Annotated in this window: 26 protein-coding genes; 13 read left to right on the top strand and 13 right to left on the bottom strand. The window is 69.0% G+C overall.

What is annotated here, in order from left to right; translation table 11 throughout:
• Positions 1-60: 60 nt before the first annotated feature.
• Complete coding sequence (locus ACFWZU_RS09745) at positions 61-1608, bottom strand: M4 family metallopeptidase (protein WP_439701312.1); 1548 nt, start codon at positions 1606-1608, stop codon at positions 61-63.
• A gap of 219 nt (positions 1609-1827) precedes the next feature.
• Between ACFWZU_RS09745 and ACFWZU_RS09740 the strand changes: the two genes are divergently transcribed.
• Entirely contained in the window at positions 1828-3057 is a 1230-nt protein-coding gene (locus ACFWZU_RS09740) for an MFS transporter (protein WP_439701311.1), read from the top strand.
• 35 nt (positions 3058-3092) lie between these two features.
• Positions 3093-3578 carry an FKBP-type peptidyl-prolyl cis-trans isomerase gene (locus ACFWZU_RS09735; protein ID WP_439701310.1) on the top strand — a complete coding sequence of 162 codons (486 nt, stop codon included), beginning with the start codon at positions 3093-3095 and terminating at the stop codon, positions 3576-3578.
• Between the two features lie 231 nt (positions 3579-3809).
• On the opposite strand, the gene ACFWZU_RS09730 is transcribed toward ACFWZU_RS09735, so the two are convergent.
• Both ACFWZU_RS09730 and ACFWZU_RS09725 read right to left on the bottom strand, forming a co-directional pair.
• Positions 3810-4361, bottom strand: a complete 552-nt coding sequence (locus ACFWZU_RS09730; RefSeq protein ID WP_439701309.1) for a C40 family peptidase — start codon at positions 4359-4361, stop codon at positions 3810-3812.
• A 77-nt stretch (positions 4362-4438) separates the two neighbouring features.
• Complete coding sequence (locus tag ACFWZU_RS09725) at positions 4439-5878, bottom strand: hypothetical protein (RefSeq protein ID WP_439701308.1); 1440 nt, start codon at positions 5876-5878, stop codon at positions 4439-4441.
• Positions 5879-6014: 136 nt separating this feature from the next.
• Here ACFWZU_RS09725 and gorA point away from each other — a divergent pair, with 136 nt between their 5' ends.
• From gorA to ACFWZU_RS09710, 3 genes are all read left to right on the top strand, one after another.
• A complete protein-coding gene (gene gorA / locus ACFWZU_RS09720) occupies positions 6015-7358 on the top strand; it encodes a glutathione-disulfide reductase (protein WP_439701307.1) in 1344 nt (447 codons plus the stop codon).
• Between the two features lie 30 nt (positions 7359-7388).
• Positions 7389-8165, top strand: a complete 777-nt coding sequence (gene hutG / locus ACFWZU_RS09715) for an N-formylglutamate deformylase (protein WP_439701306.1) — start codon at positions 7389-7391, stop codon at positions 8163-8165.
• A 188-nt stretch (positions 8166-8353) separates the two neighbouring features.
• Positions 8354-8551, top strand: coding sequence for a hypothetical protein (locus ACFWZU_RS09710; protein WP_439701305.1), 198 nt, complete (start codon positions 8354-8356; stop codon positions 8549-8551).
• A gap of 53 nt (positions 8552-8604) precedes the next feature.
• On the opposite strand, the gene ACFWZU_RS09705 is transcribed toward ACFWZU_RS09710, so the two are convergent.
• The 7 genes from ACFWZU_RS09705 to asnS form a co-directional block, all read right to left on the bottom strand.
• Entirely contained in the window at positions 8605-9030 is a 426-nt protein-coding gene (locus ACFWZU_RS09705) for a RidA family protein (protein ID WP_439701304.1), read from the bottom strand.
• Complete coding sequence (can, locus tag ACFWZU_RS09700; protein ID WP_439701303.1) at positions 9027-9695, bottom strand: carbonate dehydratase; 669 nt, start codon at positions 9693-9695, stop codon at positions 9027-9029. The genes ACFWZU_RS09705 and can overlap by 4 nt, the downstream gene beginning before the upstream one ends.
• Positions 9696-9707: 12 nt before the next feature.
• Positions 9708-11174: an aldehyde dehydrogenase gene (locus tag ACFWZU_RS09695; protein WP_439701302.1), complete on the bottom strand. Its 1467-nt coding sequence runs from the start codon at positions 11172-11174 to the stop codon at positions 9708-9710.
• A gap of 125 nt (positions 11175-11299) precedes the next feature.
• Positions 11300-12088, bottom strand: a complete 789-nt coding sequence (locus tag ACFWZU_RS09690) for an SDR family oxidoreductase (protein WP_439701301.1) — start codon at positions 12086-12088, stop codon at positions 11300-11302.
• A 121-nt stretch (positions 12089-12209) separates the two neighbouring features.
• Entirely contained in the window at positions 12210-12542 is a 333-nt protein-coding gene (locus tag ACFWZU_RS09685; RefSeq protein ID WP_439701300.1) for a hypothetical protein, read from the bottom strand.
• On the bottom strand, positions 12539-13330 hold the full coding sequence (locus ACFWZU_RS09680) for a hypothetical protein (protein WP_439701299.1): 792 nt from the start codon (positions 13328-13330) through the stop codon (positions 12539-12541). The genes ACFWZU_RS09685 and ACFWZU_RS09680 overlap by 4 nt, the downstream gene beginning before the upstream one ends.
• Before the next feature lie 5 nt (positions 13331-13335).
• A complete protein-coding gene (gene asnS, locus ACFWZU_RS09675) occupies positions 13336-14751 on the bottom strand; it encodes an asparagine--tRNA ligase (RefSeq protein ID WP_439701298.1) in 1416 nt (471 codons plus the stop codon).
• 130 nt (positions 14752-14881) lie between these two features.
• On the opposite strand from asnS, the gene ACFWZU_RS09670 reads away from it, so the two are divergent.
• The 4 genes from ACFWZU_RS09670 to rplI all read left to right on the top strand — a co-directional run bounded on the left by ACFWZU_RS09670 (position 14882) and on the right by rplI (position 16665).
• Positions 14882-15208, top strand: coding sequence for a HesB/IscA family protein (locus ACFWZU_RS09670; protein ID WP_439701297.1), 327 nt, complete (start codon positions 14882-14884; stop codon positions 15206-15208).
• A gap of 178 nt (positions 15209-15386) precedes the next feature.
• Positions 15387-15821: a 30S ribosomal protein S6 gene (rpsF, locus tag ACFWZU_RS09665; protein ID WP_439701296.1), complete on the top strand. Its 435-nt coding sequence runs from the start codon at positions 15387-15389 to the stop codon at positions 15819-15821.
• 17 nt (positions 15822-15838) lie between these two features.
• Positions 15839-16069 carry a 30S ribosomal protein S18 gene (gene rpsR / locus ACFWZU_RS09660; protein WP_111983860.1) on the top strand — a complete coding sequence of 77 codons (231 nt, stop codon included), beginning with the start codon at positions 15839-15841 and terminating at the stop codon, positions 16067-16069.
• A gap of 146 nt (positions 16070-16215) precedes the next feature.
• The gene (gene rplI, locus ACFWZU_RS09655; protein WP_439701295.1) at positions 16216-16665 is read left to right on the top strand and encodes a 50S ribosomal protein L9; all 450 of its coding nucleotides are present in this window, start codon (positions 16216-16218) and stop codon (positions 16663-16665) included.
• Positions 16666-16870: 205 nt separating this feature from the next.
• Here the strand turns inward: rplI and ACFWZU_RS09650 are convergent, their stop codons facing one another.
• Entirely contained in the window at positions 16871-17224 is a 354-nt protein-coding gene (locus ACFWZU_RS09650) for a hypothetical protein (RefSeq protein WP_439701294.1), read from the bottom strand.
• 155 nt (positions 17225-17379) lie between these two features.
• Between ACFWZU_RS09650 and ACFWZU_RS09645 the strand changes: the two genes are divergently transcribed.
• A complete protein-coding gene (locus ACFWZU_RS09645; RefSeq protein WP_439701293.1) occupies positions 17380-18075 on the top strand; it encodes a VIT1/CCC1 transporter family protein in 696 nt (231 codons plus the stop codon).
• Between the two features lie 82 nt (positions 18076-18157).
• A complete protein-coding gene (locus tag ACFWZU_RS09640; protein ID WP_439701292.1) occupies positions 18158-19003 on the top strand; it encodes a DUF3014 domain-containing protein in 846 nt (281 codons plus the stop codon).
• A gap of 15 nt (positions 19004-19018) precedes the next feature.
• Here ACFWZU_RS09640 and ACFWZU_RS09635 read toward each other — a convergent pair whose 3' ends face one another.
• A complete protein-coding gene (locus tag ACFWZU_RS09635; RefSeq protein ID WP_439701291.1) occupies positions 19019-19918 on the bottom strand; it encodes an NAD(P)/FAD-dependent oxidoreductase in 900 nt (299 codons plus the stop codon).
• Positions 19919-20255: 337 nt separating this feature from the next.
• Between ACFWZU_RS09635 and ACFWZU_RS09630 the strand changes: the two genes are divergently transcribed.
• Both ACFWZU_RS09630 and ACFWZU_RS09625 read left to right on the top strand, forming a co-directional pair.
• On the top strand, positions 20256-22847 hold the full coding sequence (locus ACFWZU_RS09630) for a PAS domain S-box protein (protein ID WP_439701290.1): 2592 nt from the start codon (positions 20256-20258) through the stop codon (positions 22845-22847).
• A 124-nt stretch (positions 22848-22971) separates the two neighbouring features.
• On the top strand, positions 22972-24240 hold the full coding sequence (locus ACFWZU_RS09625) for a diguanylate cyclase domain-containing protein (protein ID WP_439701289.1): 1269 nt from the start codon (positions 22972-22974) through the stop codon (positions 24238-24240).
• A gap of 156 nt (positions 24241-24396) precedes the next feature.
• Here the strand turns inward: ACFWZU_RS09625 and ACFWZU_RS09620 are convergent, their stop codons facing one another.
• Positions 24397-26610: a putative bifunctional diguanylate cyclase/phosphodiesterase gene (locus tag ACFWZU_RS09620; RefSeq protein WP_439701288.1), complete on the bottom strand. Its 2214-nt coding sequence runs from the start codon at positions 26608-26610 to the stop codon at positions 24397-24399.
• Positions 26611-26649 lie beyond the last annotated feature (39 nt).

Here is a 26649-nt window from a genome sequence, read left to right as displayed (position 1 = left end):
CCCAAAAAGAACGAGCCCGGCACGGGGCCGGGCTCGTCGGGGTACCGCGTCGTGGATCGCTTACTGGCAGGTCACGCCCACCGCGTTGAATGCGGCTACCACGTCGCTGCGCGAGTAGCCGTAGTCGTCTGCCGCGTTCTCGACGCCGCAGGCGCCGGAATTGAAGGTCGAGGTTGCGGTCCAGTACATCGCGTTGGCGCGCTCGAACACCTCGAACGCCTTGCGCGTGTTCCAGGTCGATGTCTTGGCCAGGGTGCAGAACGCCTTGTTGTAGACGCCGCTGGAGTAGTGCACATCCAGGCCACTGTAGTACTGCGACGCGTTGTCGATCGAGCCACCGTCCTTGCTCGGAGTGCACATCCAGCGCAGCGCCGGATCGGTCTTGGTGATGTCGGCACCGACCAGCCAGTCATTGGCGCCACGGTCGTAGTACTCGGCCGCTTCGCCGGCCATGTCCGAGAAGGCCTCGTTCATGCCGCCGGACTGTCCCGAGTACTGCAGGTTGGAGTGCTGCTCGGTGAAGCCGTGGCTGATTTCGTGGCTGGTCACGTCCAGGGCGGTGAGCGGATAGAAGTAGCTCGCGCCGTCGCCGAAGTTCATCGACGAGCCGTTCCAGAACGCGTTCTCGTAGTTGCGGCTGTAATGCACGTTCATCACCAGCTGCATGTTCAGCGGCGGCGCGCCGAACCATGCGGTGTACATGTCGTGCACGACGGCGCCGAAGTGGTGCGCGTCGTTGATCGGCGAATAGGCGCCATTGATGCCGTCGCCGCTGCTGGTCGGACAGGTGAACGTCCACAGGGTCGCGCGGGTGCGACTCTGGTTCATGTTGTTGGTCTTCACGTTCGTGTTGACCATCGAACAGGTGCTGCCCGACTGGGTGACCGCCAGGGCCGGATAGTCGGTGCCGTAGAAGTACTGGCCGGTCTTCTGGTTGCCGCCCGGGCCATTGGCCGACGCCGGCGTGCCGCTGCCGCCACCGCCGCCGCCCGGCCGTTTGGTCGTCAGCCCTTCCCAGCTCTTGACCACCACACCGGTGTTGGCGTCGATGATCGCGGTCGGGCGGGTCGGACGGCCATTGTGGTCATCGAAGAACGAAGTCAGGTAGACCAGTCGCGCCTTCTTGCCCTCGGCATAGACGTACAGCTCGTGCTTGACGTTCTGCAGGCTGGCGTCGGAGACCGCGTGGGTGCCGATGCCGTACGGCAGGAAGCCGGCGTGCTGGCGCAGCGCGGCCAGCGCCTGGGTGCCGCTGATGCGCGGCGTGACCGACGCCAGGTCGAAGCCCAGGCCGTTGGACAGATGGCCGTCGACGCTGCGCACGTTGCCGGCGCCATCGCGCTCGACCACCACGCTGCGGCCATAGACCGGCACGCCGCGGAACATCTGGTGCTCACGGGTCTTGATCGTGCCGTGGGCGGTGCGCAGCTGCAGGCCCGGGGCCAGCGAGGCTTGCGGGTCCATGCCCAGGCGCTGGTTCAGCGCAGTGGCGCTCAGGTGGCCCAGTGCGGGTGCATGGATGTGGTTCGGCGTGGCAGCCGGGGCAGCGGCGGCCACGACCAGGCCGAGGGCGCCCAGCAGGGCGCCGGCAAGCGGTTTTTGCATCATTGGTGTTTCCCTCCCGAGGAAATGGATGGGCGTTCGGTAGCCTCCTGCCACGTCCCGCCGTCACGTCGGCACTCGCCGATCCTCCCCAGGGAGCGATGTGCCGACAGGGCAACCTACGCCAGCCCGGGGAGCATGTCATCCTGCCGCGCAGCATCCGGGCGGCGGCCCTCGCAGGACCGCGTGCTAGCCTGATGACGGTCTGATGCTGGGAGCCGCTGGATGACTATCGTGTCCACGTTGCGTGAGCTGGACCATGACCAGCGCCACACGGTGCTGGCCAGCTTCCTCGGCTGGACGCTGGACGCCTTCGATTACTTCCTGTTGACGTTCGTCATCGTCGGCATTGCCAACGACTTCGGCGTGGACAAGACCGACGTGACGCTGGCCCTGCTGCTGACGTTGGCCGCGCGGCCCTTCGGGGCGCTGATCTTCGGGCGACTGGCCGACCGTTACGGCCGGCGGCCGATCCTGATGCTGGACGTGGTGCTCTTCTCGCTGTTCGAGCTGGCCACCGCCTTCTCCACCTCGCTGACCATGCTGCTGGTGCTGCGCTTCCTGTTCGGCATCGCGATGGGCGGGGAATGGGGCATCGGCGCCTCGCTGGCAATGGAGGCGATTCCGCCCAAGGCGCGCGGCATCGTCTCGGGACTGCTGCAGAGCGGCTACCCCTGCGGGTTCTTCCTCGGCGCACTGGCCAACTGGCTGTTGATCGACCACATCGGCTGGCGTGGATTGTTCGTGGTCGGCGCCGCACCGGCGCTGCTCGTGCTCTACATCCGCCGCAAGGTGCCCGAGTCGCCGGTGTGGCAGCAGCAGCGCCAGGCCCCGCGGCGCAGCCTGCGCGAAGCGATGCGCGGCCACTGGAAGCTGGCGCTGTACCTCATGCTGCTGATGACCGCCTTCAACATGTTCAGCCACGGCTCGCAGGACCTCTACCACACGTTCGAGGAGGTGAATCTGCATCTGCCGACCGGCTCGACCGCCGCGTTCGTGCTAGTGGCGCTGTTGAACCTCGGCGCGCTGGTGGGCGGGCTGTTCTTCGGCGCGCTGTCGGAGCGGATCGGACGGCGCCGCGCGATCGTCATCGCCGCGCTGCTGGCCATCCCGGTCATTCCGCTGTGGATGTACGGCGGCACGCTGGTGCTCTATGGCGTGGGCGCCTTCCTGATCCAGGTGATGGTGCAGGGCGCCTGGGGCGTGGTACCCACGCACCTGAACGAGCTCTCGCCCGGCCACGTGCGCGGCACGCTGCCGGGCTTCGCCTACCAGACCGGCAACCTGCTGGCGGCGGTCACCGCCACGGCGCAGGCGTGGATCGCCAAGGCGCACGGCGGCGACTATGCCTTCGCCATGTCGGTCTGGATCGCGTTGGTGGCACTGGTGCTGGCGCTGCTCGCCTGGCTGGGGCCGGAGGCGCGCGGGGTGGGCTTCGGGCACACGCGGGACTGATAGAATCCCGCGCTTTGCATCCCACGAGAACGGCAATGAAGGCAGGCAAGGACAAGGTCATCGCGTTCCACTACACGCTCACGGTGGACGGCAACAAGGTGGAAAGCTCGCGCGACAACGGCGAGCCGTTGTGGATCCTGCTCGGCCACGGCCAGCTCATTCCCGGCCTGGAAAAGGCGCTCGAAGGCCACGAGGCGGGCGAGACGCTCGCGGTGGACATCGCGCCGGCCGAGGGCTACGGCGAGCGCGAGGACGGCCGCATCCAGCGCGTGCCGAAGAAGTATTTCCAGCAGGCGAACAAGCTCAAGCCAGGCATGGCCACGGTGCTGGCGCTGAAGGAAGGCGGCCACCGCGCGGTGACCGTGCACAAGGTGGGCATGAGCACCATCGACGTGGATCTGAACCATCCCATGGCTGGCAAGACCCTCCACTTCGACGTGGCGATCGAGGAAGTGCGCGATGCCACCGAGGACGAGGTCAAGCACGGCCACGCGCATCCGCCGGGGCAGGAAGCGCACTGAGGTGGCAAGGAAAACGGCGCTTCGGCGCCGTTTTTTTCGCGGGTAGGGCTGAGGCAAGGCTTCCCCCGCCTTCGGCACCTTCCCCCGCGGGTGAAGGTTCGGTCACCGCATTTCGCGAGTTGATCGCCTACGGTGGAAGGCCTGGTAGCCAGAGGCGTGCGGGTCGATCCTCCCCCGCCTGCGGGGGGAAGGTGCCCGTAGGGCGGATGGGGGAGGCCTTGCCCCAGACCCTCAATCCAGCAACCGCTTCCCGAAAGCGAAGTGGTCGCGCCAGTACGGCCCGTCGATGTCATCCAGCCGCACCGTCCCGCCACTGTTGGGTGCGTGCACGAAGCGGCCCTTGCCGACGTACACGCCGACGTGGCTGATGTCGCCGCCGATGTCGAAGAACACCAGGTCGCCGCTGGCGAGTTCCGTCATGCGACGGACCTTGCGGCCGTCCATTTCGGACATGGCGCGCGAGCTGTGCGGCAGCAGGATGTCCGCTGCCTGGCGATAGATGTAGTCGACCAGCCCGCTGCAGTCGAAACCGCTGTCGGGCGTGTTGCCGCCCCAGTGGTAGGGCGTGCCGACCAGCGCGATGGCCCGGAACAGCACGTCGTTGGCGGTGCCGGCGCTGGCCGCCGAGGGCGCCTTCGCGGGCAGGTCCGACAGAGACGAATGCGAAGCCTTGAAGGTGGGCTCGCGCCGGTGCGGGCTGCCGGCGCAGCCGGCCAGCAACGCCGTCCCGAGCAGGACGAGGCGCAGGCGCGTGGCGGAGGAAGGACGTCCGTACGCAGTCATGGCAACCTCGGCAGTGTTTTGCCCGAGCTTATCCAGTCAATGGCTTGCGTCAAGCTCGTGAGAACCGGCGGCAACTGTCAGTGCGTCGCGTCGACCTGCAGGGCACGCTCGGTCAGCACCTTGCCCGCGGTATTCATGCTGCGCAGGCGATAGCGTCCGGGCCGCAGCCAGAGGGTGTTGTCGCTGCCGCCTTCGAGGAACACGTAACGGTCGGCAGCTACCGCGTCGTCCGGTTCATCCGCGTAGTGGGCTTCCACCAGACAGGGGAACGCGCCCTGGCACAGCCGCGAACTGACCGCTGCGGCCACGCGCTTGCCGTGCAGCGAAAGCCAGTCCGGGCGGTGGCCGTCGGCGGCCGGGGGCAGGGCGATGGCGGCCTTGCCGTCGATCGTCAGGGGGATGACCCGGTTGCGCACGTAGGAGCTGACGCGCTGGTTGGCCGGGGGCAGGATCACGTTCATGTCGTAGACCTGCGGGCGCGCGCTCCACCACCGGCCGTCCCCCAGGTGGCGCAGTACGATCGCCCGCTGCGGGTGGAAGGCCTCGACGAGCTGGTGGTAAGGCTCGCGCAGGGCGTTGCGGGTGTCCAGGTGGGGCGTCAGGCCGTTCTGGGGCACGCCGCGCAGCGAATCGCCGGTGCGTACCGCGTTGTTGACCACCCGGTAGGCTTCCAGTTCGTTGAACGGCTCCTCCTCGCGGAGTTCGGTCTGGTCGATGCTGAGCACGTCCAGCCCGCTGAGCGCCTCGATGCGCGCGGCCATCGGCAGCACGTCGCCCAGCCTTCCCCTCGCCTTGTCGATGTGTGCGTAGCCCGCGTGGACCAGCAGCTTGGCCCTGGGATTGCCCGCCAGTACCTTCTGGTAGAGCGCGCGCGCCTGCTGCGCTTCGCGCTCCTGCCCACCGGGCGTGGTCGATTCGTACGGCACCAGCACATAACCCAGCCGCAACGCCTCGCGCACGATCTCGCCATAGACCGGTTCGCGCATGTACTCGGTGCCGCTGTGGTCGGTCGGGTAGCCGCGCTGGCGCAACGCATTGCCATCCTCGACCAGCGCCTCGATCGCCAGGTGGGTGAAGCCCAGCGCGCGCAGCCGCGGCAGCAGCGCGAGGGTGAGCAGCCGGGTATGCGCGTCGTGATGCGCCTCGTTGACCATGACGATACGCCGCTGCGCGGCCAGGCCGGCGATGGCGTCGACGGCGTCCACGGCCTGCCATTGGGCGGGCGAGGGCAGGGGAATGTTCTCGGGCAGCCGGGCCTTCAGTGGAAAGTCCCGCACCGCCTCCCCATAGAGACCGAGCTCGTTTTCGCTGAAGGCGTAATACTGCTGGGCCATGCCGCGGGTCGTCGCATCCAGTTCCGGCAGGGTCCGCAGCAGATAACCGTAGCGGCCCAGCTCGTTGCCCTCGCGCATCGCCGCCAGGAATTGCCGCGTGGACACCCCTCCGGCCTGCGCCGGCATCGGCTGCACCGCGGCAGCCAGCAGAAGGGCGAGGAAGGCAGATCGGCAGAACGTCATGCGGCGGCTACCCCTCGAATGACTCGACGCCAGACTAGATTTCACCCGGCCTTCAGGCAAGGGTCTTGCGGACGTGCCTGCTCATGGCCGTCACCATGGCGCAGGCATGCTTCGAAGCGCACACCGTGGAGGCTGCATGACACGCAACTTCGACCTGATCGTGCTCGGCGCCGGCTCCGGCGGGCTGACCGTGGCGCAGCGCGCGGCGCGCTACGGCGCCAGGGTGGCGCTGGTCGAACCCGGACCGCCGGGCGGCACCTGCGCGAACCTGGGCTGCGTGCCGAAGAAGGCGCTCTGGTTCGCTTCGCAACTGGCGCATGCCCAGGCGCTGGCCGTCGAGTACGGCTTCGACCTCACGCCCGGCCGGCTCGACTGGAACCATTTCCGCCTGCTGCGCGACCGCTACATCGAGGGCATTCGCCAGCGTTATGCGGAGCGCCTGCAGGAGGCGGGCGTGACCTGGATCGGCGCGGCGGGCCGCCTGCTGGCGCGCGACACCGTGCAGGCCGGCGACACGCACTACCGCGCGCCGCAAATCGTCATCGCCACCGGCGCACGGCCCCGGCGACTGCCCTTGCCGGGCTTCGAGCTGGGCATGGTCTCGGACGACGTTTTCTCGATGCGCACGCTGCCGCGCTCCATCGGCATCGTCGGTGGCGGCTACGTCGCGACCGAATTTGCCTGCCTCCTGCGCGCGCTCGGTTGCGAGGTGGAGCTGTTGATCCGCAAGCAACTGCTCGATGGCTTCGACGCCGAGCTGGTGCAGGCGCTGGCAGCGCAGATGCGCGCGCAGGGCATCCGCATTACACCGCAGAGCAACGTCAACGGCGCCCGCGGCGAAGCAGGCGCATGGTTGCTGGACGATGCACGCGGCGCCGCGCACGGGCCCTACGAGGCAGTGTTGTGGGCGGTCGGTCGCGTGCCCAACAGCGATGCGCTCGGGCTGGACGAGGTGGGCGTGGCGCGCGACGGCAAGGGCTTCGTGCGGGTCGATGCGCACCAGAACACCACCGTTCCCGGGATCAGCGCCATTGGCGACGTCACGGATTGCCCTGCGCTCACGCCGGTGGCGGTCTCGGCCGGGTATGCGCTGGTCGAGCGGTTGTTCGGTGGCCAGCCGGAGGCGAGCTTCGACTACCAGGCCATTCCCACCGTAGTCTTCGCCGATCCGCCGCTGGGCAAGATCGGCCTCACCGAGGAACAGGCGCGGGCAAGCCATGGTGACGCCGTGGCGGTCTACAGCAAGCGGTTCGTGCCGTTGCAGTTCGCGGTGGCGGGACAACGCGAGCCGACCGTCATGAAACTGGTCTGCACGGGCGACGACGAGCGCGTGCTCGGCCTGCACGCGCTCGGGCCCGGCGTGGACGAAATGCTGCAGGGCTTTGCCGTGGCGGTGCGCCAGGGGCTCACCCGCGGCCAGCTGCGCAGTGCGGTGGCGATCCACCCGACCTCGTCGGAAGAGCTGCTCCTGATGCACTGAGGTGCGGAGGCCCGGGGTTACACTGGCCCGATGGACATTTTCCGCCTCGACCCGGGCACCGCGCCCCTGCTGATCAGCCTGCCGCACGACGGCAGCCACATTCCCGACGACATCGCCGCACGCATGCATCCGGCGGCACGGCGCTCACCGGATACCGACTGGCACGTCACCCGCCTGTACGCGCCGCTGGCGCAGGCGCTGGGCGCCAGCCTGCTGCGCCCGCTGGCTTCCCGCTACGTGGTCGACCTCAACCGCCCCGCCGATGGCCACGCGCTTTACCCGGGCCGGCGCGAGACCGGGCTGGTGTCGACCATCGGCTTCGACGGCGAGCCGCTGTACCGGGAAGGCGAGCCGGACGAGTCCGAAGTTCAACGCCGCGTGAACGAATACTGGCGTCCCTACCACGCCGCGCTCCAGCAGGAACTTGCGAGACTGCGTCAGATGCATGGCCGCGTCGTGCTTTGGGAAGGACATTCGATCCGCAGCCGGGTGCCCATGCTGTTCGACGGCCGGCTGCCCGACCTCAACCTCGGCACCGCCGATGGCGCGAGCTGCTCGCCGTCGCTACAGCATCGCCTGGAGGAGGTGTTGCGTGCGCAGGACCGCTTCGATTTCGCGGTGAACGGCCGCTTCAAGGGCGGGTACATCACGCGGCAGTATGGACGTCCAAACGAAGGCGTCGACGCGGTGCAGCTGGAAATGACCCAGCACAATTACATGGATGAAGAGAGCTTCGCGTGGGACGAAGGCAAGGCCGCGGAGCTGCGCACCGCGATCGAGCCGCTGCTGCGCACCTGCCTGGCCTGACGCAAGTTCCTTCGTGCGGAAAACCGGCCGTCGCAAGTCAAGGGCCGGGCGCGATCGGCGTGCCTGTCGATGCGCCAGGTGTTCAGTCGCCGTATCCGGCGCGCGCCGCATCGTGCCTTCGCCGCGCCGCCCGCGATGCCGGGTTCCGGCCGGGTCCGCGGCTCCTTGAACAGTTCCGAGGTTTCCCTATGCGTAAGCTCGTGATCGCTTCCCTGCTCGTGGCGGGCGTGGCCCTTTCCGGTGTTGTGCTGGCCCAGGACGCAGCTCCCAAGGCGGCGACCAAGACCGAGCAGGCGGCCGCGGCCCCGAAGAAGGCCATGACCCACCACCATCACGCCCACAAGGCGATGAAGAAGACGGCGGAAAAGCCGGCTGCCGGCAAGTAATCCGTCGGCTACCGTCATTGACCCCGCCTGCGACGCCGGCGGGGTCTTTTGTGTCAGCGGTCCGCGGGCAGCGCCGCGATGCACTTGAGCTCGATCGCGATCGGCGTCGGCAGCGCATCGATGCCCACGGTGGTGCGGCAGGCGTCGACGCCGGCGAAATACTCGGCGTAGAGCTTGTTGTAGACCGGGAAATCGCGTGCCATGTCGGTGAGGAACACGGTCACGTCGACCAGATCCTCCCAGCGCGCGCCGCTGGCCTCCAGCACTGCGCGCACGTTGGCAAACACCTGCCGGCACTGCGCCTCGATGTCGTAGGCGGCGAGGCTGCCGTCGTGCTCATGGACGTTGCCCGGCACGCGGTTGGTGCCCGGCTCGCGCGGGCCGACGCCGGACAGGAACAGCAGGTTGCCCACCCGTCGCGCATGCGGGTACGCGCCCACCGGCGCCGGGGCCGCATCGGTGCGGATGCCCCCACTCATGCCTTCTGCTGCCAGCGCTCGGCCAGGCCGTCCAGCGCCTTTCGATAGGCTTCGGCCATGCTTTCGCGATCGGTGACGATCAGCCCCAGGTCGTGCATGTGACCGTCGTTGAGGCCATAGATCCAGGCATGCACGGTGAGCTTCTGGCCGCGCTCCCAGGCGTCCTGCACGATGCTCGTGCCGCACACGTTGAGCGCCTGTTCGATGGCGTTGAGTTCGCACAGGCGCTCGTGGCGCTCGGTGAAAGGCACCTGCGGCTGCAGCGAGGCCTCGTGCTTGAAGGCCACGTCCTTGACGTGGCGCAGCCAGTTGTCGACCAGGCCGAGCCGGTCCTTGCGCAGCACCGCGCCCACGCCGCCGCAACCATAGTGGCCGACCACCAGGATGTGTTCGACCTTGAGCACGTCGACCGCGAACTGGATGGTGCTCAGCGCGTTGAGGTCGGTGTGCACCACCACGTTGGCCACGTTGCGGTGGACGAAGATTTCGCCCGGCGGCAGGTCGACGATCTGCGTGGCAGGCACGCGCGAATCGGAACAGCCGATCCACAGGTACTTGGGCGCCTGCTGCTGCGAGAGCTGCTCGAAGAAGTCCGGGTCGGAGGCGCTGACGCTGGCCGCCCAGCGGCGATTTTTTTCGAGCAGGTCCTTCAGGGTGTGCGGCATGGGTTTTCCAGATCAGTAACGGATGCAGATGTTCTTCGGCTCGGTAAAGAAGGCCAGCGCCTCGGTCCCGCCTTCGCGGCCCAGGCCCGACTGCTTCACGCCGCCGAACGGCGTGCGCAAGTCGCGCAGCAGCCAGCAGTTGGTCCAGACGATGCCGAAATCGAGTGCCGCGGCGACACGGTGGGCGCGGGAGAGATCCTGCGTCCACACCGAGGCGGCCAGGCCGTAGCGGCTGTCATTGGCGAATGCGACGGCCTCGGTCTCGTCCTCGAACGGGATCAGGCTGACCACCGGGCCGAAGATCTCGGTCTGGTTGGTGGCCGAGGCGTTGGATAGTCCCTCGATCACGGTGGGTGCGACGAACCAGCCGTTGGCGCAGCGCCCGGACAGGTGCACCGCGTCGCCGCCGCAAAGCACAGTGGCGCCGTCGGCCCGGGCCTGGGCTATGCATCCCATCACCTTGTCGAAATGCGGCCGGGAGACCAGCGCGCCGAGATGGGTCGAGGGCTCTTCCGGGTCGCCCACGACCAGTTGCTGCACGCGCTCCAGATAGCGTTCCCGGAAGCGCTCGTAGATCGAGCGCTGCACCAGCAGACGCGACCCGCACAGGCATATCTCGCCCTGGTTGGCGAAGCCCGAGCGCACGATGGTGTCGAGGTTGGCGTCCGAGAGGTCCGCGTCGGCGAACACGATCGCCGGATTCTTGCCACCCATCTCCAGCGACACTTTCTTGAAGCGCGGCGCCGCGGCGGCGGCGATCGCCGAGCCGGTCGCGGTGCTGCCGGTGAACGAGATCGCCTTGACCTCGGGATGTTCGACCAGCGGCTGGCCCACGCTCGGGCCGCGGCCCTGGACGATGTTGAGCACGCCGGGCGGCAGGCCTGCCTGGATGCTGAGCTCGGCCAGCCGCGCCGCGGTGCAGGGGGTGATTTCGGAAGGCTTGGCCACGACCGCATTGCCCGCGGCGAGCGCCGGGGCAATCTTCCAGGTGAACAGGTACAGCGGCAGGTTCCACGGGCTGATGCAGCCGACCACGCCCAGCGGCTGGCGCAGCGTGTAGTTGACCGCGCCGATGTCCGGCTGGCCCAGCCCCATGGCGTGCGACTGGCTCTCCCATCCCTGCACCGCGGCGGCGAAGTAGCGCAGGTTGCTGACCGCCCGCGGGATGTCCAGGTTGCGCGCCAGCGCGAGCGGCTTGCCGCTGTCGCGGGACTCGAGCGCGGCGAAGGCGTCCAGGTCCTGCTCGATCAGGTCGGCCAGACGATTGAGGAGCCGTGCGCGCTGTTCGACGGGCGTGTGGGCCCAGGCCGGGGCGGCGCGTCGGGCGGCGGCGACGGCATCAGCCACGTCGACGGCGTCGGAATCGGGGCAGGTTGCAAAGACGTTGCCGGTGGCCGGTTCGTATACGTCGAGCCAGCGGTCGGCGCGCGGGGCCACCAGGCGGCCGTCGATCAGGTTGGCGAGGCGCAGGGTTGGCATCCGGGCAGCTTACGACCTGGGGGTGGGGATTGCACCGGACGGCGGCGTATGTGGACTTGCGCGGGCGCAGATCCGGCCCTCATCCCGGCGCCCTTTCCCGGGGGGGGGGGGACGGCGCAAAGCGGTCAGCTCAACGCGCGGGTGCGGCCGCCGTCCACGGCGATGCTGACGCCGTTGACGTAAGCGGCGGCCGGCGTGCACAGGAAGGCGATCACTGCCGCGACCTCGGACGGTTCGCCGAAGCGGCGTGCGGGGATCGTGGCCATCAGGTCGCGCGCGATGTCGTTCTCGCTGCGACCGCTGGTTTTCGCCTGCGTGCCGAGCAGGCTGTCCAGCCGGCCGGTGCGGGTGTAGCCCGGCAGCACGTTGTTGACCGTGATGCCGTCGGCCGCCAGTTCCCCGGATAGCGTCTTGGCCCAGGCGGCGACTGCTGCACGCACCGTATTGGACACGCCCAGGTTCGGGATCGGCTCTTTGACCGAAGTGGAGATGACATTGACGATGCGGCCGTAACCCGCCTCGCGCATCCCGGGCAGCAGGGCCTGCACCATGGCCTGGCCGGCGATCAGGTGCTGGCGGAACGCCGCTTCGAACGAGGTCGGATCGGCGGTGTGCGCGGGGCCGCCGGGCGGGCCGCCGCTGTTGTTGACCAGGATGTGCACCGGACCGGCCGCGGCGACGTCGGTCACCACGCCCTGCAGGCGGGTGGTGTCGAGCATGTCGACTGCCTGCCAGCGATGCTCCTGTTCGCGCGGGCGCGGCAACAGGCCGGCCAGCTCCTCGAGCGGCCCGGGCGAGCGCGAGAGCAGGGTCACCGTGGCGCCCAGTTGCGCCAGTTCGATGGCGCTGGCACGGCCGATGCCCTGCGAGGCGCCGCAGACCAGTGCATGGCGGCCTGTGAGATCCAGTTGCATCGAATGCCTCCGTGGTGAGATGCCCCCTTGCAGCCATCCGCTTGCGGGCGATGCCTTTTGACGGCTGGCCGGCAAGGGCATCGCCCGCAAGCGGGCTCCTGCGACAAGTGCGACGCTGTCTTCAGCGCGCCTTCCACTGCAGGAACATCGCGGCGAACCAGCAGCCCCAGGCCAGCCAGGGCGCCACCCGCCACAGGCCGAACCAGCGGGTGATGGCGTCGTCCTGCAGCAGCTCCGGCAGGCGCGGTTGCGAGGAGCGCAGCACGTGCTGCATGCGCATCCATGTGCGCATGCCGCTGGGCCGTCCCTGCTCGGGCTCGGCGATGATCTTCCACTGCTGCGGGTGACGCTCGCGTAGCAGTCGCGCGATGCGGTACTGCGCCAGGTAGTACAGCACGAAGCAGGCGATGCCGCCGGTCAGGAGCAACAGGTAGAGCGCGACGAGGGCGTTCACGTGCCGCTCTTGCTCCAGTGCGTGGGCAGTGCGGTGCGCAGGGTGTTGAGCAGGCCCTTGCCTTCCGGCGCCTTGTCGCAGATGCCGTTCTCCACGGCCTTGGCGTAGCTCTCGTTCATCATGCCGATCCAGATCGTGCCGTCAGGGCCGTGCGGAATGCGGAAGCTGCCGTTGGAAGTCATCCGCACGGGCGCCTCCGCCGAGAACGTGGCCGGCGACTGCTCCCAGTAGGTATCGCCGGCCTGCTGGTCGGCCGAGCTGTATACGACCAGGTAGCGCGCCTTGTCGCTGGTCACCTTGAGCTGGCCGAAGGCGCCGGTGGTGGCGCTGCTCCAGCCCATGTATTCGCACAGCGGGATGTCCTGCGAGTCGATCGGCTGGAACGCGGCATCGAGCAGCACCGTGGTCGGCGCGAACAGGTAGCTCGAATGCAGCCAGCGGCCGTTCAATTCGGATTTCAGCGCGACCCGGTAGGGCAGCTTGGCATCGGTGGGCAGGCGGAAGGCGAGGAAGTAGCTGCGTACGCCATTGAGGCTGGCGACCATGCTGCCGGGACCCAGCTCGAATTTCTTCGGCCGCCACGGCAGCGGCGTCAGATACGAAAAATCGGCGAAGCTGCCGCAGCAGGGCGTGGCCTTCTGCAACTGCAGCTTGGCCTGCTCCAGCGCATTGCCGGTGTCGGTCGGCGCGCGCAGGTTCGGCGGCACCAGGACCTTGACGCCGTGGCATGCGCCAAGGAGCAGGGTGAGGGCGACCAGCAGGAGTGTCAGCGGAAGGCGACGGAGCATGGCGATCAGAAATCAGCGGACCCGGCGGCGCGCGGGTAGGGGATCGCGTCGCGGATGTTGGAAAGCCCGCACACATAACACAGCAGGCGCTCGAAGCCCAGCCCGAAGCCGGCGTGCGGAACGGTACCGTAGCGGCGCAGGTCCCGGTACCAGCCGTAGGTGGTGAGGTCCAGGCCGTACTTGGTCATGCGCCGGTCGAGGTAGTCCAGGCGCTCCTCGCGCTGGCTGCCGCCGATGATCTCGCCGATGCCCGGCGCCAGCACGTCCATCGCCGCGACGGTCTTCTCGTCGTCGTTCAGGCGCATGTAGAACGCCTTGATCGCCTCCGGGTAGTTCATCACCACCACCGGGCGGCCGACGTGCTTCTCGGCGAGGTAGCGCTCGTGCTCGGTCTGCAGGTCCACGCCCCAGGCGACCGGGTATTCGAACTTCTGGCCTGAGTTCTTCAGGATCTCGATCGCGTCGGTGTAATCGATGCGCTCGAACGGCTGGGCAATGAAGTTCTCCAGGCGCGTGATGGCGTCCGGTGCCACGCGCTCGGCGAAGAACGCCATGTCGTCGGCGCGCTCGTCCAGCACGGCCTTGAAGATCGCCTTGAGGAAGCGCTCGGCGCAGTCGGCGTCGGCGGCGAGGTCGGCGAAGGCGATCTCCGGCTCGATCATCCAGAACTCGGCCAGGTGGCGCGGCGTGTTGGAGTTTTCCGCGCGGAAGGTCGGGCCGAAGGTGTAGACCTTGCTCATCGCCAGGCAGTAGGCCTCGACGTTGAGCTGGCCGGACACGGTCAGGAACGCCTCGCGGCCGAAGAAGTCCTTGCGGAAATCGATCTTGCCCTCGGGCGTGCGCGGCAGGTTGGCCAGGTCCAGCGTGGACAGGCGGAACATGTCGCCGGCGCCCTCGGCGTCGGAGGTGGTGATGATCGGCGTGTTGATCCAGAAGAAGCCTTCGGACGTAAGGTGGCGATGGATCGCCATCATCATCGTGTGGCGCACGCGCGTGACCGCGCCGAACAGGTTGGTGCGCGGTCGCAGGTGGGCAACTTCGCGCAGGAACTCCATCGAGTGCTGCTTGGGCTGGATCGGGTAGGTTTCCGGATCGTCGACCAGGCCGGTGACCTCCACGTCGGTCGCCTGGATCTCGAACGCCTGGCCCTTGCCCTGCGAGGGCACCAGCGTGCCGGTGACGATCACGCCGGCGCCGGCGGTCAGGTGGCGGATCTCGCTTTCGTAGTTGGCGAGCGTAGCCGGCGCCACCGCCTGGATGGGGTCGAAGCAGGAGCCGTCGCTGACGTTGACGAACGACAGGCCCGCCTTGGAATCACGCCGTGTGCGCACCCAGCCGCGCACGGTCACGGTGCTGCCGGCTTCGATGGCGCCGGAAAGGGCCTGCTTGACGCTGGACAAGGTCGGGCTCGCTACCGCCATGGGATTGAAACTCCTGCGCGCGCGCCGCATCTGGACGCTGTCGTGTTCGATTCGCCGCGCCGGAGCACGGCGCGTCGGGGCAAACCCGCATGATAATGTAGGGCCGCGGCCTTCTTCACCTTCAGGCGCCATGAGCATCTCGATCACTCCCCCTGCCCGCGAGCGCATCCGCCAGTTCCTCGCCCAGACACCCGACGCCGTGGGCGTTCGCTTTGGCGTCAAGCGCACTGGCTGTTCCGGTTTCGCCTATGTGGTGGACCTGGCCGAAGACGCGCGCCCGGACGACCAGGCGCTGGACGTGGACGGCATCCGCCTGATCATCGATGCCAAGAGCCTGCCCATGGTGGAAGGCACGGTGATCGATTTCCGCCGCCAGGGTCTCAATGCCGCGTTCGTGTTCCATAACCCGAACGCCACGGGCGAGTGCGGGTGCGGGGAAAGCTTCACGGTCGGATGACCCGGCGACGGCAGCCCCGTCGTCCCCGCGGATCAGCGCCTTGCGCGCACCTTGACGCGCCGGTTACACTTCCGCTTCTGTCCGCGCCGCATTGGCGTGGGCAGGCACTTGCCTCACTGCATCCGGCGGGAGGCTGCGGGGTCCTTCGGGGCCGCATCCACAAGGAGCCAATACCACAATGACCATGCGTCATTACGAAATCGTGTTCCTGGTCCACCCTGACCAGAGCGAGCAGGTCCCGGCCATGATCGACCGCTACAAGGCGCTGATCGAGGCCGACGGCGGCAAGGTCCACCGTCTCGAGGACTGGGGTCGCCGCCAGCTGGCCTACCCGATCGAGAACCTGGCCAAGGCGCACTACGTCATGCTCAACATCGAAGTGGGCCAGAACGCGCTGAACGAGCTCGAGTCCGGTTTCCGCTTCAACGACGCGGTGCTGCGCCACCTGGTCGTCAAGCGCGACGAGGCCGACACCGAACCGTCCTTCATCCTGAAGTCCAAGGAAAAGGATGACGCCAAGTCCTCGCGTCGCCGCGACGACGATGGCGACGGTGACGACCGTCCGGCGCGCCGCGAGCGCGAAGACCGCGACAACGATCGCGACAGCGACTGATCCAGGAGCATTGACCCATGTCCAAGTTCTTCCGCCGCCGCAAGTTCTGCCGCTTCACGGCCGAAAACGTGAAGGAGATCGATTACAAGGATCTCAACACGCTGCGCCAGTACGTCACCGAAAACGGCAAGATCGTGCCCAGCCGCATCACCGGCACCAAGGCGCGCTACCAGCGCCAGCTGGCCACCGCGATCAAGCGTGCGCGCTTCCTGGCGCTGCTGCCCTACACCGACAACCACGACGTCTGAGGTCGGCAACTAGGCAATCGGAACAGGCAATCCAGTAGCAGCGCTCCGCGATTTCCCATTTCCGATCTGCCATGTCCCTTCCCAGCTCTTCGGACAACCATCCACGGCTGCGCCGGCTTTCCCGGCGCTAACGAAAGGAAAGACCCATGGAACTGATTCTTCTCGAGAAAGTCCGCAACCTCGGCAACCTGGGCGACAAGGTCAAGGTCAAGCCGGGTTACGGCCGCAACTACCTGCTGCCGCAGGGCAAGGCCGTGCCGGTCAACGCCGCCAACCTCGAAGCCTTCGAGAAGCGCCGCGCCGAGTACGAGGCCAAGGCCAACAACCTGCTGTCCGAAGCGCAGTCGCGCAAGGCCAAGCTGGAAGGCGCCGAGGTGACCATCGCCGCGCACGCCAGCCCGGAAGGCAAGCTGTACGGCTCGGTCGGCCCGCGCGAGATCGCCGAGGCACTGGAAGCGGCCGGTCACAAGGTCGGCAAGGGTGAAGTGATCCAGGGCGAAGGCCCGATCCGCAACACCGGCGAGTATGAAGTCGTGATCAGCCTGCACGCCGACGTGCAGACCCAGGTCAAGGTGACCGTGGTCGGCGAGAAGTAAGCCGATCCGTCATCGCTGCAAACGGACGGGCGCCCTCGGGCGCCCGTGTTTTTTGCCAGCGTGAGAGGGCCCTGAGGCTGGCCCCGGTAGTCGGCGCCTTTTGCAGGAGCGCCCCGGGCGCGACCGCCATGCCGCACAGGCCTCTGCGGTCGCCCCAAGCCGCTCCCGACGTGTGCTGACCTCGCACGCACGGGCCTTGAGGGCGTCAAGGCCCCGCGTTCGGCGGCGCGATCACCTTGTAGGGCAGCTCATTCGGTTCGATCGGCGCGCCGCCGATCCCCAGCGGTTTCTCGCCCATCCCGGGCGCACCCGCGGTGGCCGCGTCGCCCATGCGGTTGCCCTGTTCGGGCACGGCCATGCCGTTGCCCAGGCTCGGGTCGGCCGCGTCGCCGGTGCTGGCGCCCTGGGCGGCATCGTTGACGGTACCGGCCTGCACGCCACCGACGACGCGGGGGCCGGCGGCATTGCCCGCGCCCATGCCGGTGCCGATACCGCTGATGGCCGGATTGCTGGTGGTTGTGCCCGGGCCGGGGCCGGTCGGGGTGGTCGATCGGGACATGGCGATTCCTCCTCGAAACGGGTTCCATGGTGGCGGTCACGCGGTGACCACGCCGTAAAACCTGCCAGGCACGCGCCAGCCCGTACACGCGCCCGTGGCAAGTGGCCAAGGGCCGGCGACGGTATGCTCGCCCCATCTGCATCCGAGGAACGCCCATGCGCCGTCATCACCACGAACGCCACCGAACCGGTCACATGGGCTGGCTGCGCGCCGCCGTGCTCGGCGCCAACGACGGTGTCGTTTCCACCGCCAGCCTGCTGATGGGCGTGGCGGCCGCGCATGCCGACCGCCATGCGGTGCTGCTCGCCGGCGTCGCGGCACTGGTGGCCGGGGCGATGTCGATGGCGGCGGGGGAGTACGTGTCGGTCCATTCCCAGGCCGACAGCGAACAGGCCGAGCTCGCCCGCGAGCGCGAGGAACTGGCCACCGACACCGATGCCGAGCACCGCGAACTGGCCAATATCTACGTCGGGCGCGGACTGGAGCCGGCACTGGCGCGGCAGGTCGCCGAGCAGTTGATGGCACATGACGCGCTCGATGCCCACGCGCGCGACGAGCTGGGCATCACCGAGGTGTTCCGCGCGCGCCCGCTGCAGGCGGCGGCGGCCTCCGCGGCAAGCTTCGCGGTCGGCGCCGTGGTGCCGCTGCTGGTGGCGGCGGTTGCGCCGGGGGCGATGCAACTGTGGCTGGTCTTCGCCGTCTCGCTCGCCTGCCTGGCGCTGCTCGGCGCACTCGCGGCACGGATGGGCGGTGCCGCCGCCGGCGTCGGGGCGTTGCGCATCGCGTTCTGGGGCGCCCTGGCGATGGGGGTGACCACGGGCACCGGCATGTTGTTCGGGGCGGTACCGTGAGGACGGCACGGCCGCACGGGTTGCACATCGCCGCCACGGGCGTTATGCAGGGGGCAGGCAATTCACACAGGCGGTAAGCGCATTGAAGAGGAAGCAGTCTTCCATCGGGCAATGGATGGTTTCGGGCGTGGTGGTGATCGTGGCCATCGCGATTGGCGTGTTCATCTGGCGCAAAGCCACGCAGGCGGGTGGCGAGCCGACGTCGGTGACGGCATCGTCGTCGGCGGCCAGCGCAGGGACCGGTCCGGCGGCCGCGTCCACGGCGATCCAGCATCCCATCGCCCAGGCCACGCCGGCACCCGCCTCGACCGCGCCGCTGCCGGCGCTGGATGCCAGCGATAGCGACGTCGCCAGCGCGCTGCTGGGGCTGGGCGGCCACTCGCTCGACGGCTTGCTGCAGCGCGACCAGATCGTCCGCCGCGTGGTGGCCACGGTCGATGCGCTGCCGCGCCAGAGCGTGGGCACCAACATCCTGCCGCTGAAGACGCCCCAGGGCGCGTTCCTGGTCGAGCAGGCCGAGGGCGCGATCACGCTGAGTCCGCGCAATGCCGAGCGCTACGCGCCGTACATGCAGGTGCTCGAAGGCGTCGATCCCAAGGCGCTGGTGGCCTGGTACGTCGCGCACTATCCGCTGTTCCAGCAGGCCTATCGTGACCTGGGATATCCGAAGGGCTACTTCAACGACCGCCTGGTGGTCGCCATCGACGACATGCTGGCCGCGCCGGTGCCCGATGCCCCGGTGACGCTGGTGCAGCCGAAGGTGTTCTACCGCTATGCCGATCCCGGCCTGGAGGCGCGTTCGGCGGGGCAGAAACTGCTGATGCGCCTGGGTGCGGAGGACGAGGCGCGGATGAAGGCAAAGCTGCGGCAGATCCGTGCGTTGCTGACCGGCGCCACATTGCCGGCCGGCACCGCCTCGGCGCGGTGAATTCGCAGGACGGACCTAGCAGTGGTTGGGCGGCAATCGCCGGTGCACGGTGGTGGCCGCGATCGCTGCGTGGCCTACCGCGACACTGATCTGGTTCAGCGCGCTGACCACGTCGCCGATGGCGTAGATGCCGGGCACGCTGGTCTGGAGATGATCGTCCACCACCAGCGCGCCTTCGTCGTCCATCCGCGCGCCCAGTGCCGCGGCGAGTCCCGACTGGGCATCGGCGCCGAGGACCGGATAGAGCGTCTCCAGCCGTAGCCGCCGGCCGTCGGCGAAATGCGCCTGGCAGACGCCGTCGAGCAGCTCCAGCCGCCGAGGGGCGGGCCACAGTTGCACGCCGCCGTCGGTCGCGCGTCGCTGCAGGTTCTCGTCCAGCGACGCGTCATCGGCGGGCAGCACGCAAACGTGCCGGGAGAACGTGCGCAGGAAGGCCGCGTGCCCGACCGCCACCTCCGCTGGCCCCAGCACGCCGATCACGTCGTCGCGCGCCTCATAGGCGTCGCAGACTGCGCACAGGCGCACGGTGCCGGCGGCGATCGCGTCCTCCACGCCTTCCAGCGCGGGCAGGCGGTCGACCACCCCGGTGGCCAGCACCACCGTCCGCGCGTGCCAGTGGCGCTGGCCATCGCTGGCGATGAAACCCTCCGCGTGGCGATCGAGCTGGGTGATGCGCGTGCGCACTTCGGGCACGCCATAGGCCTGCGCCTGCAACCGGAAGCGCGCCAGCAGTTCGTTGCCGGCCACGCCGAACGGAAAACCGGGACAGTTGTGGCTGGCGGGAATCCAGCGCGCGCGGCTGGCCCCCGCGTCGGCCAGCAGGATGTGCCGGCGGAAGCGGGCCAGGTAGGTTGCCGCGGTAAGACCGGCCGGGCCGGCCCCCACGATCAGGCAATCGAGCGATTCTTCGGACATGCGGGTGCGTCATGGGGCGCCAGCGCGAGTGGCCGCGACGTGAAGCGCCCCCGGGCCAGCGGGCGCGACGAGACAGAGCCCTCACGGCCCCTTGCCGGCCCGGCGACAACGGGCGACCGATAGTGTGACCGGCGTCACAGGTGGTGACGTGCGACCGGCCTCCGGCCTGGCCAGGCGGAGCGCGCGCGGTGCGGGCACCGGCATGGATCGCCTCGACGTCGAACCGGACCATCCGTGCAATCAGCATGTCGCGCAGGGAAGCTCGCGAGGAGTGGGCTTGCCAGGATCCTCCACGCCAGCGTCAGCAGGGGGCGACTTCATCGCCGGCAGCGGCGAGATGGCAAGGTGCATCCGCGCCCATGACTGGGCGTCCTCCCCGCTTGGGCCGTTCGAGCAATGGCCCGGATCGCTGCGCACGCTCGTCTCGATGATGCTGGAGAGCGAACTGCCGATCGCGCTCGGCTGGGGCCCGGAGCTGACCTGTCTCTACAACGATGCGTACCGGCCGTTGCTGGGCAGCCGGCCGGAGGCGTTGGGGCGGCCCTTCCGCGAGGTGTGGCCCGAAGCGCCCGACATCACCGAACCGGTGATCAAACGCGCGCTGGAGGGCTCGCCCAGCTGCTTCCGCGACGCCCGCTTCCTGATCGAACGCCAGAACCGCCGCGAGGCGGCCTACTACGACTACTGGATCGGGCCGGTACGGCACGAAAGCGGCCGGGTGATGGGCATCATCAACGAGGCCATCGATACCACCCAGCGCGTGCAGGTCGAACGGCGCCTGCGCTTCCGCACGCGGCTGGGCGATGCCCTGCGCGACCTGACCGACCCGCGCGACGTGATGGCGGTGGCCGCACGCCGGCTGGGCCGACATCTGCGTGCCGATCGCGTGGGTTACTGCGAGGTGGACGAAACCGGCGAGTATTTCACCGTCGAACGCGAGTGGATCCGCAGTGGCATGCCCACTGGGGTGGGCCGCCACCGCCTGTCCGAGTTCGGTCCCACGCTCATCACCGAAGCACTGACCGGGGTGGCCATCCGCGTGGACGACCCTTTCGACGACCCGCGGGTGGAACCGGAGGCGGCGAAGGTCCACCACGCGCTTGGCGGTCTGCGTGCGAGCCTGACGGTGCCGCTGGTCAAGGGCGGCCGGCTGGCCGCCTTTCTGGCCGTGCAGCAACGCGAGCCGCGGCACTGGACCGACGAGGACGAAGCGGTCGTGCGCGAGGTGGCCGAGCGCACCTGGGCCAACGTCGAGCGCGCGCGCGCCGAGACCGCGCTGCGTGCGACCAGCAACCGGCTCAAGCTGATCCTGGAATGCACCACCGGCTACGGCATCATGGCGCTCGACCTGGAGGGTCGCATCACGCTGTGGAACTCCGGCGCGCAGCGGCTGCTGGGCTGGCGGGAAGAGGAGGTGCTGGGCAAGCGGGCGGACATCATCTTCACACCCGAGGACCGCAACCAGGGCGTGCTGGAAGAGGAAATGCGATGCGCTGCCGAGACCGGGCGCGCGCAGTACGACCGCCAGCGCGTGCGCAAGGACGGGTCGCGCTTCTTTTCCAGCGGCCAGATGATGCCGCTGCGCAACGGCGGCGGCCGGCTGCTGGGCTACCTCAAGGTGCTTCGCGACCGCACCCTCGAGCACCAGGCGCGGGAGTCGCTCGAGCGCGGCGTGGCCGAGCGCACCGCGGAGCTGGCCGCGACCAATCGCCAACTGCTGGCGCAGATCGAGGAGCGCGAGCGGGTGGAAGCGACGCTGCGCCAGATGCAGCGGCTCGAGGCGGTCGGCCAGCTCACCTCCGGCGTGGCGCACGACTTCAACAATCTGCTGACGGTGATCAGCGGCAACATCGGCATCCTCGAGCGCGCCCTCCATGCCTCGGGCGTCGACCCACGCCTGCGCCAGCGGCTGGGCTGCATGAAGGACGCCGCCTCGCGCGGCGCCAAGCTGACCGCGCAGCTGCTGGCCTTCTCCCGGCGACAGCGGCTGGAGGCCAAGGCGGTGGACCTCAATGGCATCGTCGCCGGCATGCGCGACCTGCTGCAGAGTTCCATGGGCGGCTCGGTGCAACTCACCATGAAGCTGCAGCCGGCCCTGTGGGCCGCACTGGTCGATCCCACCCAGATCGAACTGGTGATCCTCAACCTGGCGATTAACGCGCGCGACGCCTCGCCGGTGGGCAGCGAGCTGATCGTGGAAACCGCGAACGTGGCGCTGCGCGACCTGGCTGCGCGGCCGGAGGAGCCCGCGCCGGGCGACTACGTGATGGTCGCGGTGACCGACCACGGCAGCGGCATGGCGCCTGAAGTGCTCGCGCGGGCGTTCGAACCGTTCTTCACCACCAAGGAGGTCGGCAAGGGTTCCGGGCTCGGCCTGGCGCAGGTGTATGGCTTTGCCAAGCAGTCCGGCGGCGGCGTGCGGATCCTCACGCGGCTGGGCGAGGGCACCTCGGTCAAGGTGTACCTGCCGCGCGCAGCCGGCGCCACCGACCACGTCGAAGACACGCCGCAAGCGCCGGTACACCCGGCCGGTGGGACCGCACGGCAGCGCATCCTGCTGGTCGACGACGATGCCGACGTGCGCGAGGTGACCGCCGCGATCCTCGCCGAGCGCGGCTACGAGGTGATCGAAGCCGGCAGTGGCGGTTCCGCGCTGGACGTGCTCGACCACGAAGGGGGCGAGGTCGACCTGATGCTGATGGACTACGCCATGCCCGGCATGAACGGCTCGGAGGTGGCGCGCGAGGCGCACGCCAAGCGCCCTTCGCTGCCCATCCTGTTCCTCACCGGCTACGCCGATTTTGGCGCGTTCAAGGACATCGGGGACGACCGCATCGTGAGCAAGCCGTTCCGCGACGAGGAGTTGCTGGCCAAAGTGCGGAACGTGCTCGGTGCGAACGGCCGCGCCAACCCGGCGCGCCACGCATGAGCGTGGCCGCGGCTTCAGTGGTTGCGCGCGGCGGTGGCCCCATTCAAGCTTGCGCGCGCACGGCCGATAAGCGATCGGAAGTTTTTTTGCCGAACGCGCCGGCCTACGGCGCGGAGACACACGCTTGAACCTGTCCGTCGTTCCCGATTTCCTCGCCATTGGCGGCCTGGTGCTGGTGTTCGCCGGCCTGCTCAGGCGGACCCGACAGACCCGCCCGCGCTACTGGCTGGTCGGCTGGGCAATGATCCTGGTGCACATCGTTGCGCAGTTCGTCGAGCGCAACCTCGCCGCCGGGCCCGGGGCGGACGCCGCGCTGGCCGTTTCCCTCTCGATGCTGCTGCTGAGCAGCGTGGCCTTCATCTGGGCCGGCTCCGATGCGCGGCTGGCCTGGTGGCGGGATCTCGCCATCACGCTGGCGGCGGCGATCCCCGACGTGGCGTTCTTCGTGCTCGCCGCCTACGGCTCCGAAGAGCGCATCCCTTATCTGCTGTGCACCGTCCTGGGCCTGGCCTCGACCGCGTGGGTGTTCCGCCGCGACCGGCGCAAACCGTTCTGGGGCGTGCCGGTGGTGGTCGGCTTCTACGCCCTGCAGGGCATGCTCGCCTGGCACGGCGCGATCGGCCAGGCGCTCGACTGGATGCTGTTCTGGCACTACCTGGCGGTGGCGTTCTGCTTCTACCGCGGCGCGACCGGGCCGTCGGTGGGCGTAGTGTTCACCACGGTCAGCTTCGTCGCCTGGGCGGCGGTGTTCCCGGTGGCGTCGGCGCTCGACCCGTGGCTGGCCGGCTGGGGCATCGAGAACGAGGCGTGGAACCTGCCCAAGTTCCTGGTCGCCACCGGCATGATCTTCACCCTGCTGGAGGAGCAGATCGGCCACGCCGAACATGCGTCCCAGCACGATGCCTTGACCGGCCTGCCGAACCGGCGCGTGTTCGCCAACCGGCTGGAGCAGGCGCTGCGGCGGGCCCGCGAGAGCGGCGGACGCATCGCGATGCTGGTCATCGACCTCAACGACTTCAAGCGCATCAACGACACGCTGGGCCACGCCGCCGGCGACGCGTTGCTGCATTTCGTGGCGCAGCGCCTGCAGCAGGGCATCCGCGCGGGCGACACGCTGGCGCGGCTGGGCGGCGACGAATTCGCCGCGATCCTGCCCGAGGTGGCCGACCGCGCCGCGGCGCTGGCACGGGCCGAACGCCTCGCGCGGGCCTTCGACGCGAGTACCGAATTCCAGGGCCAGTGGCTGTCCATCGGCGCCAGCATCGGTCTGGCCCTGTACCCGGATGATGGGCAGGACGAAACACGCCTGTATGCGGCCGCCGATCGCGCGATGTACGCCAGCAAGCTGGCCGAGCGGGCGGGGCAGGATGACGTCGATCCGGAGATGGCGTAGGCGCAGGGCACCCGTCCCGACAGCGGACCTCCCCTGAGCGGGGAGGCGTCCGGGGCGGATGCTGGAGCCGTCAAGGGAGAAGCAGCGGGCGCGACGCCCAAGCCCTCCCTTTCAACGGGACGGCCCGGGTCGGGCCCCGCGCCACCGGCAACCTGCCTAATCCCCGGACGAGTTCCGGTCGCGCGAGGGCAGGTCGTGTGCTTCCGTGGCACCGGGCACGTTGCGCTGCGCCTGCGGCAGCGCGCGCGCCTGCTGGTGTTCGGCCAGCCAGCGGCGGAAGCCGGGCTCGTCTACCGGGCGGCAGATCAGGAAGCCCTGCAGGCCATCGCAGCCGATCCGCTCCAGCGCAAGCCGCTGCGGCACGGTCTCCACGCCCTCGGCGACGGTAGCCATGCCCAGGCGATGGGCGACGTCGACGATGAAGCTTGCCAGCGGGTTGGCCGCGTTGGGGCTCAACTCGCTGACGAAGGCACGGTCGACCTTGAGCACGTCCAGCGGCAGGCGCTGCAGGTAGCTCAGCGAGGAATAGCCGGTACCGAAGTCGTCCAGCGCCAGCCGGAAGCCGGCCTCGGAGAGCTGGTTGAGGGTCTGCAGGGCGCTGTCGAAATCCTGCAGCAGCGCGCTCTCGGTAAGCTCCAGGGCGAGCCGCGAAGGTTCGATGCCGGCGGCGTGCACCTGTGCCTCCAGCTGTTCGGCAAAGCGCGGGTGGTTGAGCTGCCAGGCGCTCACGTTCACCGCGAGGCGTCCACCGAAGGCCACCCCGTCCCGGTCCCAGGCGCGGATGTGCGCGCAGGCCTGGCCGATGACCCAGGCGCCGAGCGCATGGATCAGGCCGGTTTCCTCGGCCAGCGGGATGAACACCGACGGCGACAGTTCGCCCAGCTGCGGATGTTGCCAGCGCAACAACGCCTCGGCGCCCAGCAGCTCGCCCCGGCGGTTGACCTGCGGCTGGAAATGCAGGGCGAACTGGGTGGGCATGCGCTCCTGTTCCAGTGCGGTACGCAGGCCGCGTTCCAGCGCCAGCCGCGTATCCGCCTCCTGCTGCATCGGTTCCAGGAACAGGCGCACGGTGTTGCGGCCGGCGGCCTTGGCGCGGTAGAGCGCGATGTCGGCGCGGCGCAGCAGGTCGGCGACGCCCTCCTCGCCGGCGGGAAACAGCGCCACGCCCACGCTGGCGCCGGCGGCCAGGACGCGGCTGTCGACGGTCACCGGCTCGGCCAGTCGCGCGACCATCCGTTCGGCCGCCTGCTGGGCCTGCGCCTGCACCGCCTCGGCCGTGCCCGCCAGCGGGCCGAGCACGAGCACGAATTCGTCCCCACCCAGCCGCGCGAGCATCGCGTCGGTCGGTGCGGCGGCGAGCAGGCGGTCAGCAATGGCCTCGAGCATGCGGTCGCCGATCGGGTGCCCGAGCGCGTCGTTGATCGTCTTGAAGTTGTCCAGGTCGATCAGCAGCACGGCGCCGTGCTGCCCCCTGGTGACCGTGTCGGCGTGCAGCTCGGCCAGGTGGTCCAGCGCCCGCAGGCGGTTGGGCAGGCCGGTGAGGCTGTCGTGGTAGGCGGCGTGGCGCAGGCTGAACTCGGCTTCGCGGCGGGTATGCGCCTCCGCCTCCAGCCGGCGCGTGGTCAGTTCCAGTTGCACCGTGCGCTGGTGCAGCTGGGCGGCCAGGGACAGGCCCATCAGCAGCACGAACGGCAGGAACGAGAACGCGTCCAGATAGGGATAGTGGTGGTCGAGCGCGTCCACCACGATGTCACCCCACAGCAGCGCGGCGAACTGCGCCAACAGGCAGACCGCCAGCAACGCGCCACGCAGGCCTTCGCCCCCGCGCATCTGCTTCACTGCCCGCGCCAGCGCCCACAGGAAGGCGACATACGTCAGCGCGTGGAACAGCAGGCCCCAGGGCGAGGCGGTGCCGCCGACGTCGTACAGCCGCTCGCCCCAGGGCAGGGCGATGCCCGTGCCCGGCGCCAGCCGGGCGAAGAACACGGTGCCCGGCAGCCGGAAGTTGAGCCAGACGAAGAAGCACGCGGTCACGCCCACCGCCAGCTGCAGTCGTGGCTGCGGCGGGCCGCCGGTGTAGGCACGTATGAAGATCACGAACGGCAGGAAGGAAATCGCCGCGGCGCCGATCATCGTACGCAGCGCGGCGGTCGCCACCTCCAGGCTGCTTGCCGTGTGCAGCAGGGCGTTGGCGAAGGCGAGGGTAGCGATGCACAGGCACAGCGACGCGTAGGACAGGCACATCGCCTCGCGCCGGCGCCACAGTCCGATCACGGCGAACTGCGTGCCTGACGCGAGCGCGATGCCGGCAGTCGCCACCAGCGCCGCGGTGTAGTAACCGAACGTGATCGGGCCTGCGTCAACCACCATGCTCCCCCTGCATAAGGGCTGCTCGCGCAAGATAACCGA

Source organism: Frateuria sp. GZRR33, assembly GCF_051900425.1.
Lineage (GTDB): Bacteria > Pseudomonadota > Gammaproteobacteria > Xanthomonadales > Rhodanobacteraceae > Frateuria_A.
Note: the sequence above shows the minus strand (reverse complement) of the source record. Positions and strands in the feature narration are given on the sequence as shown.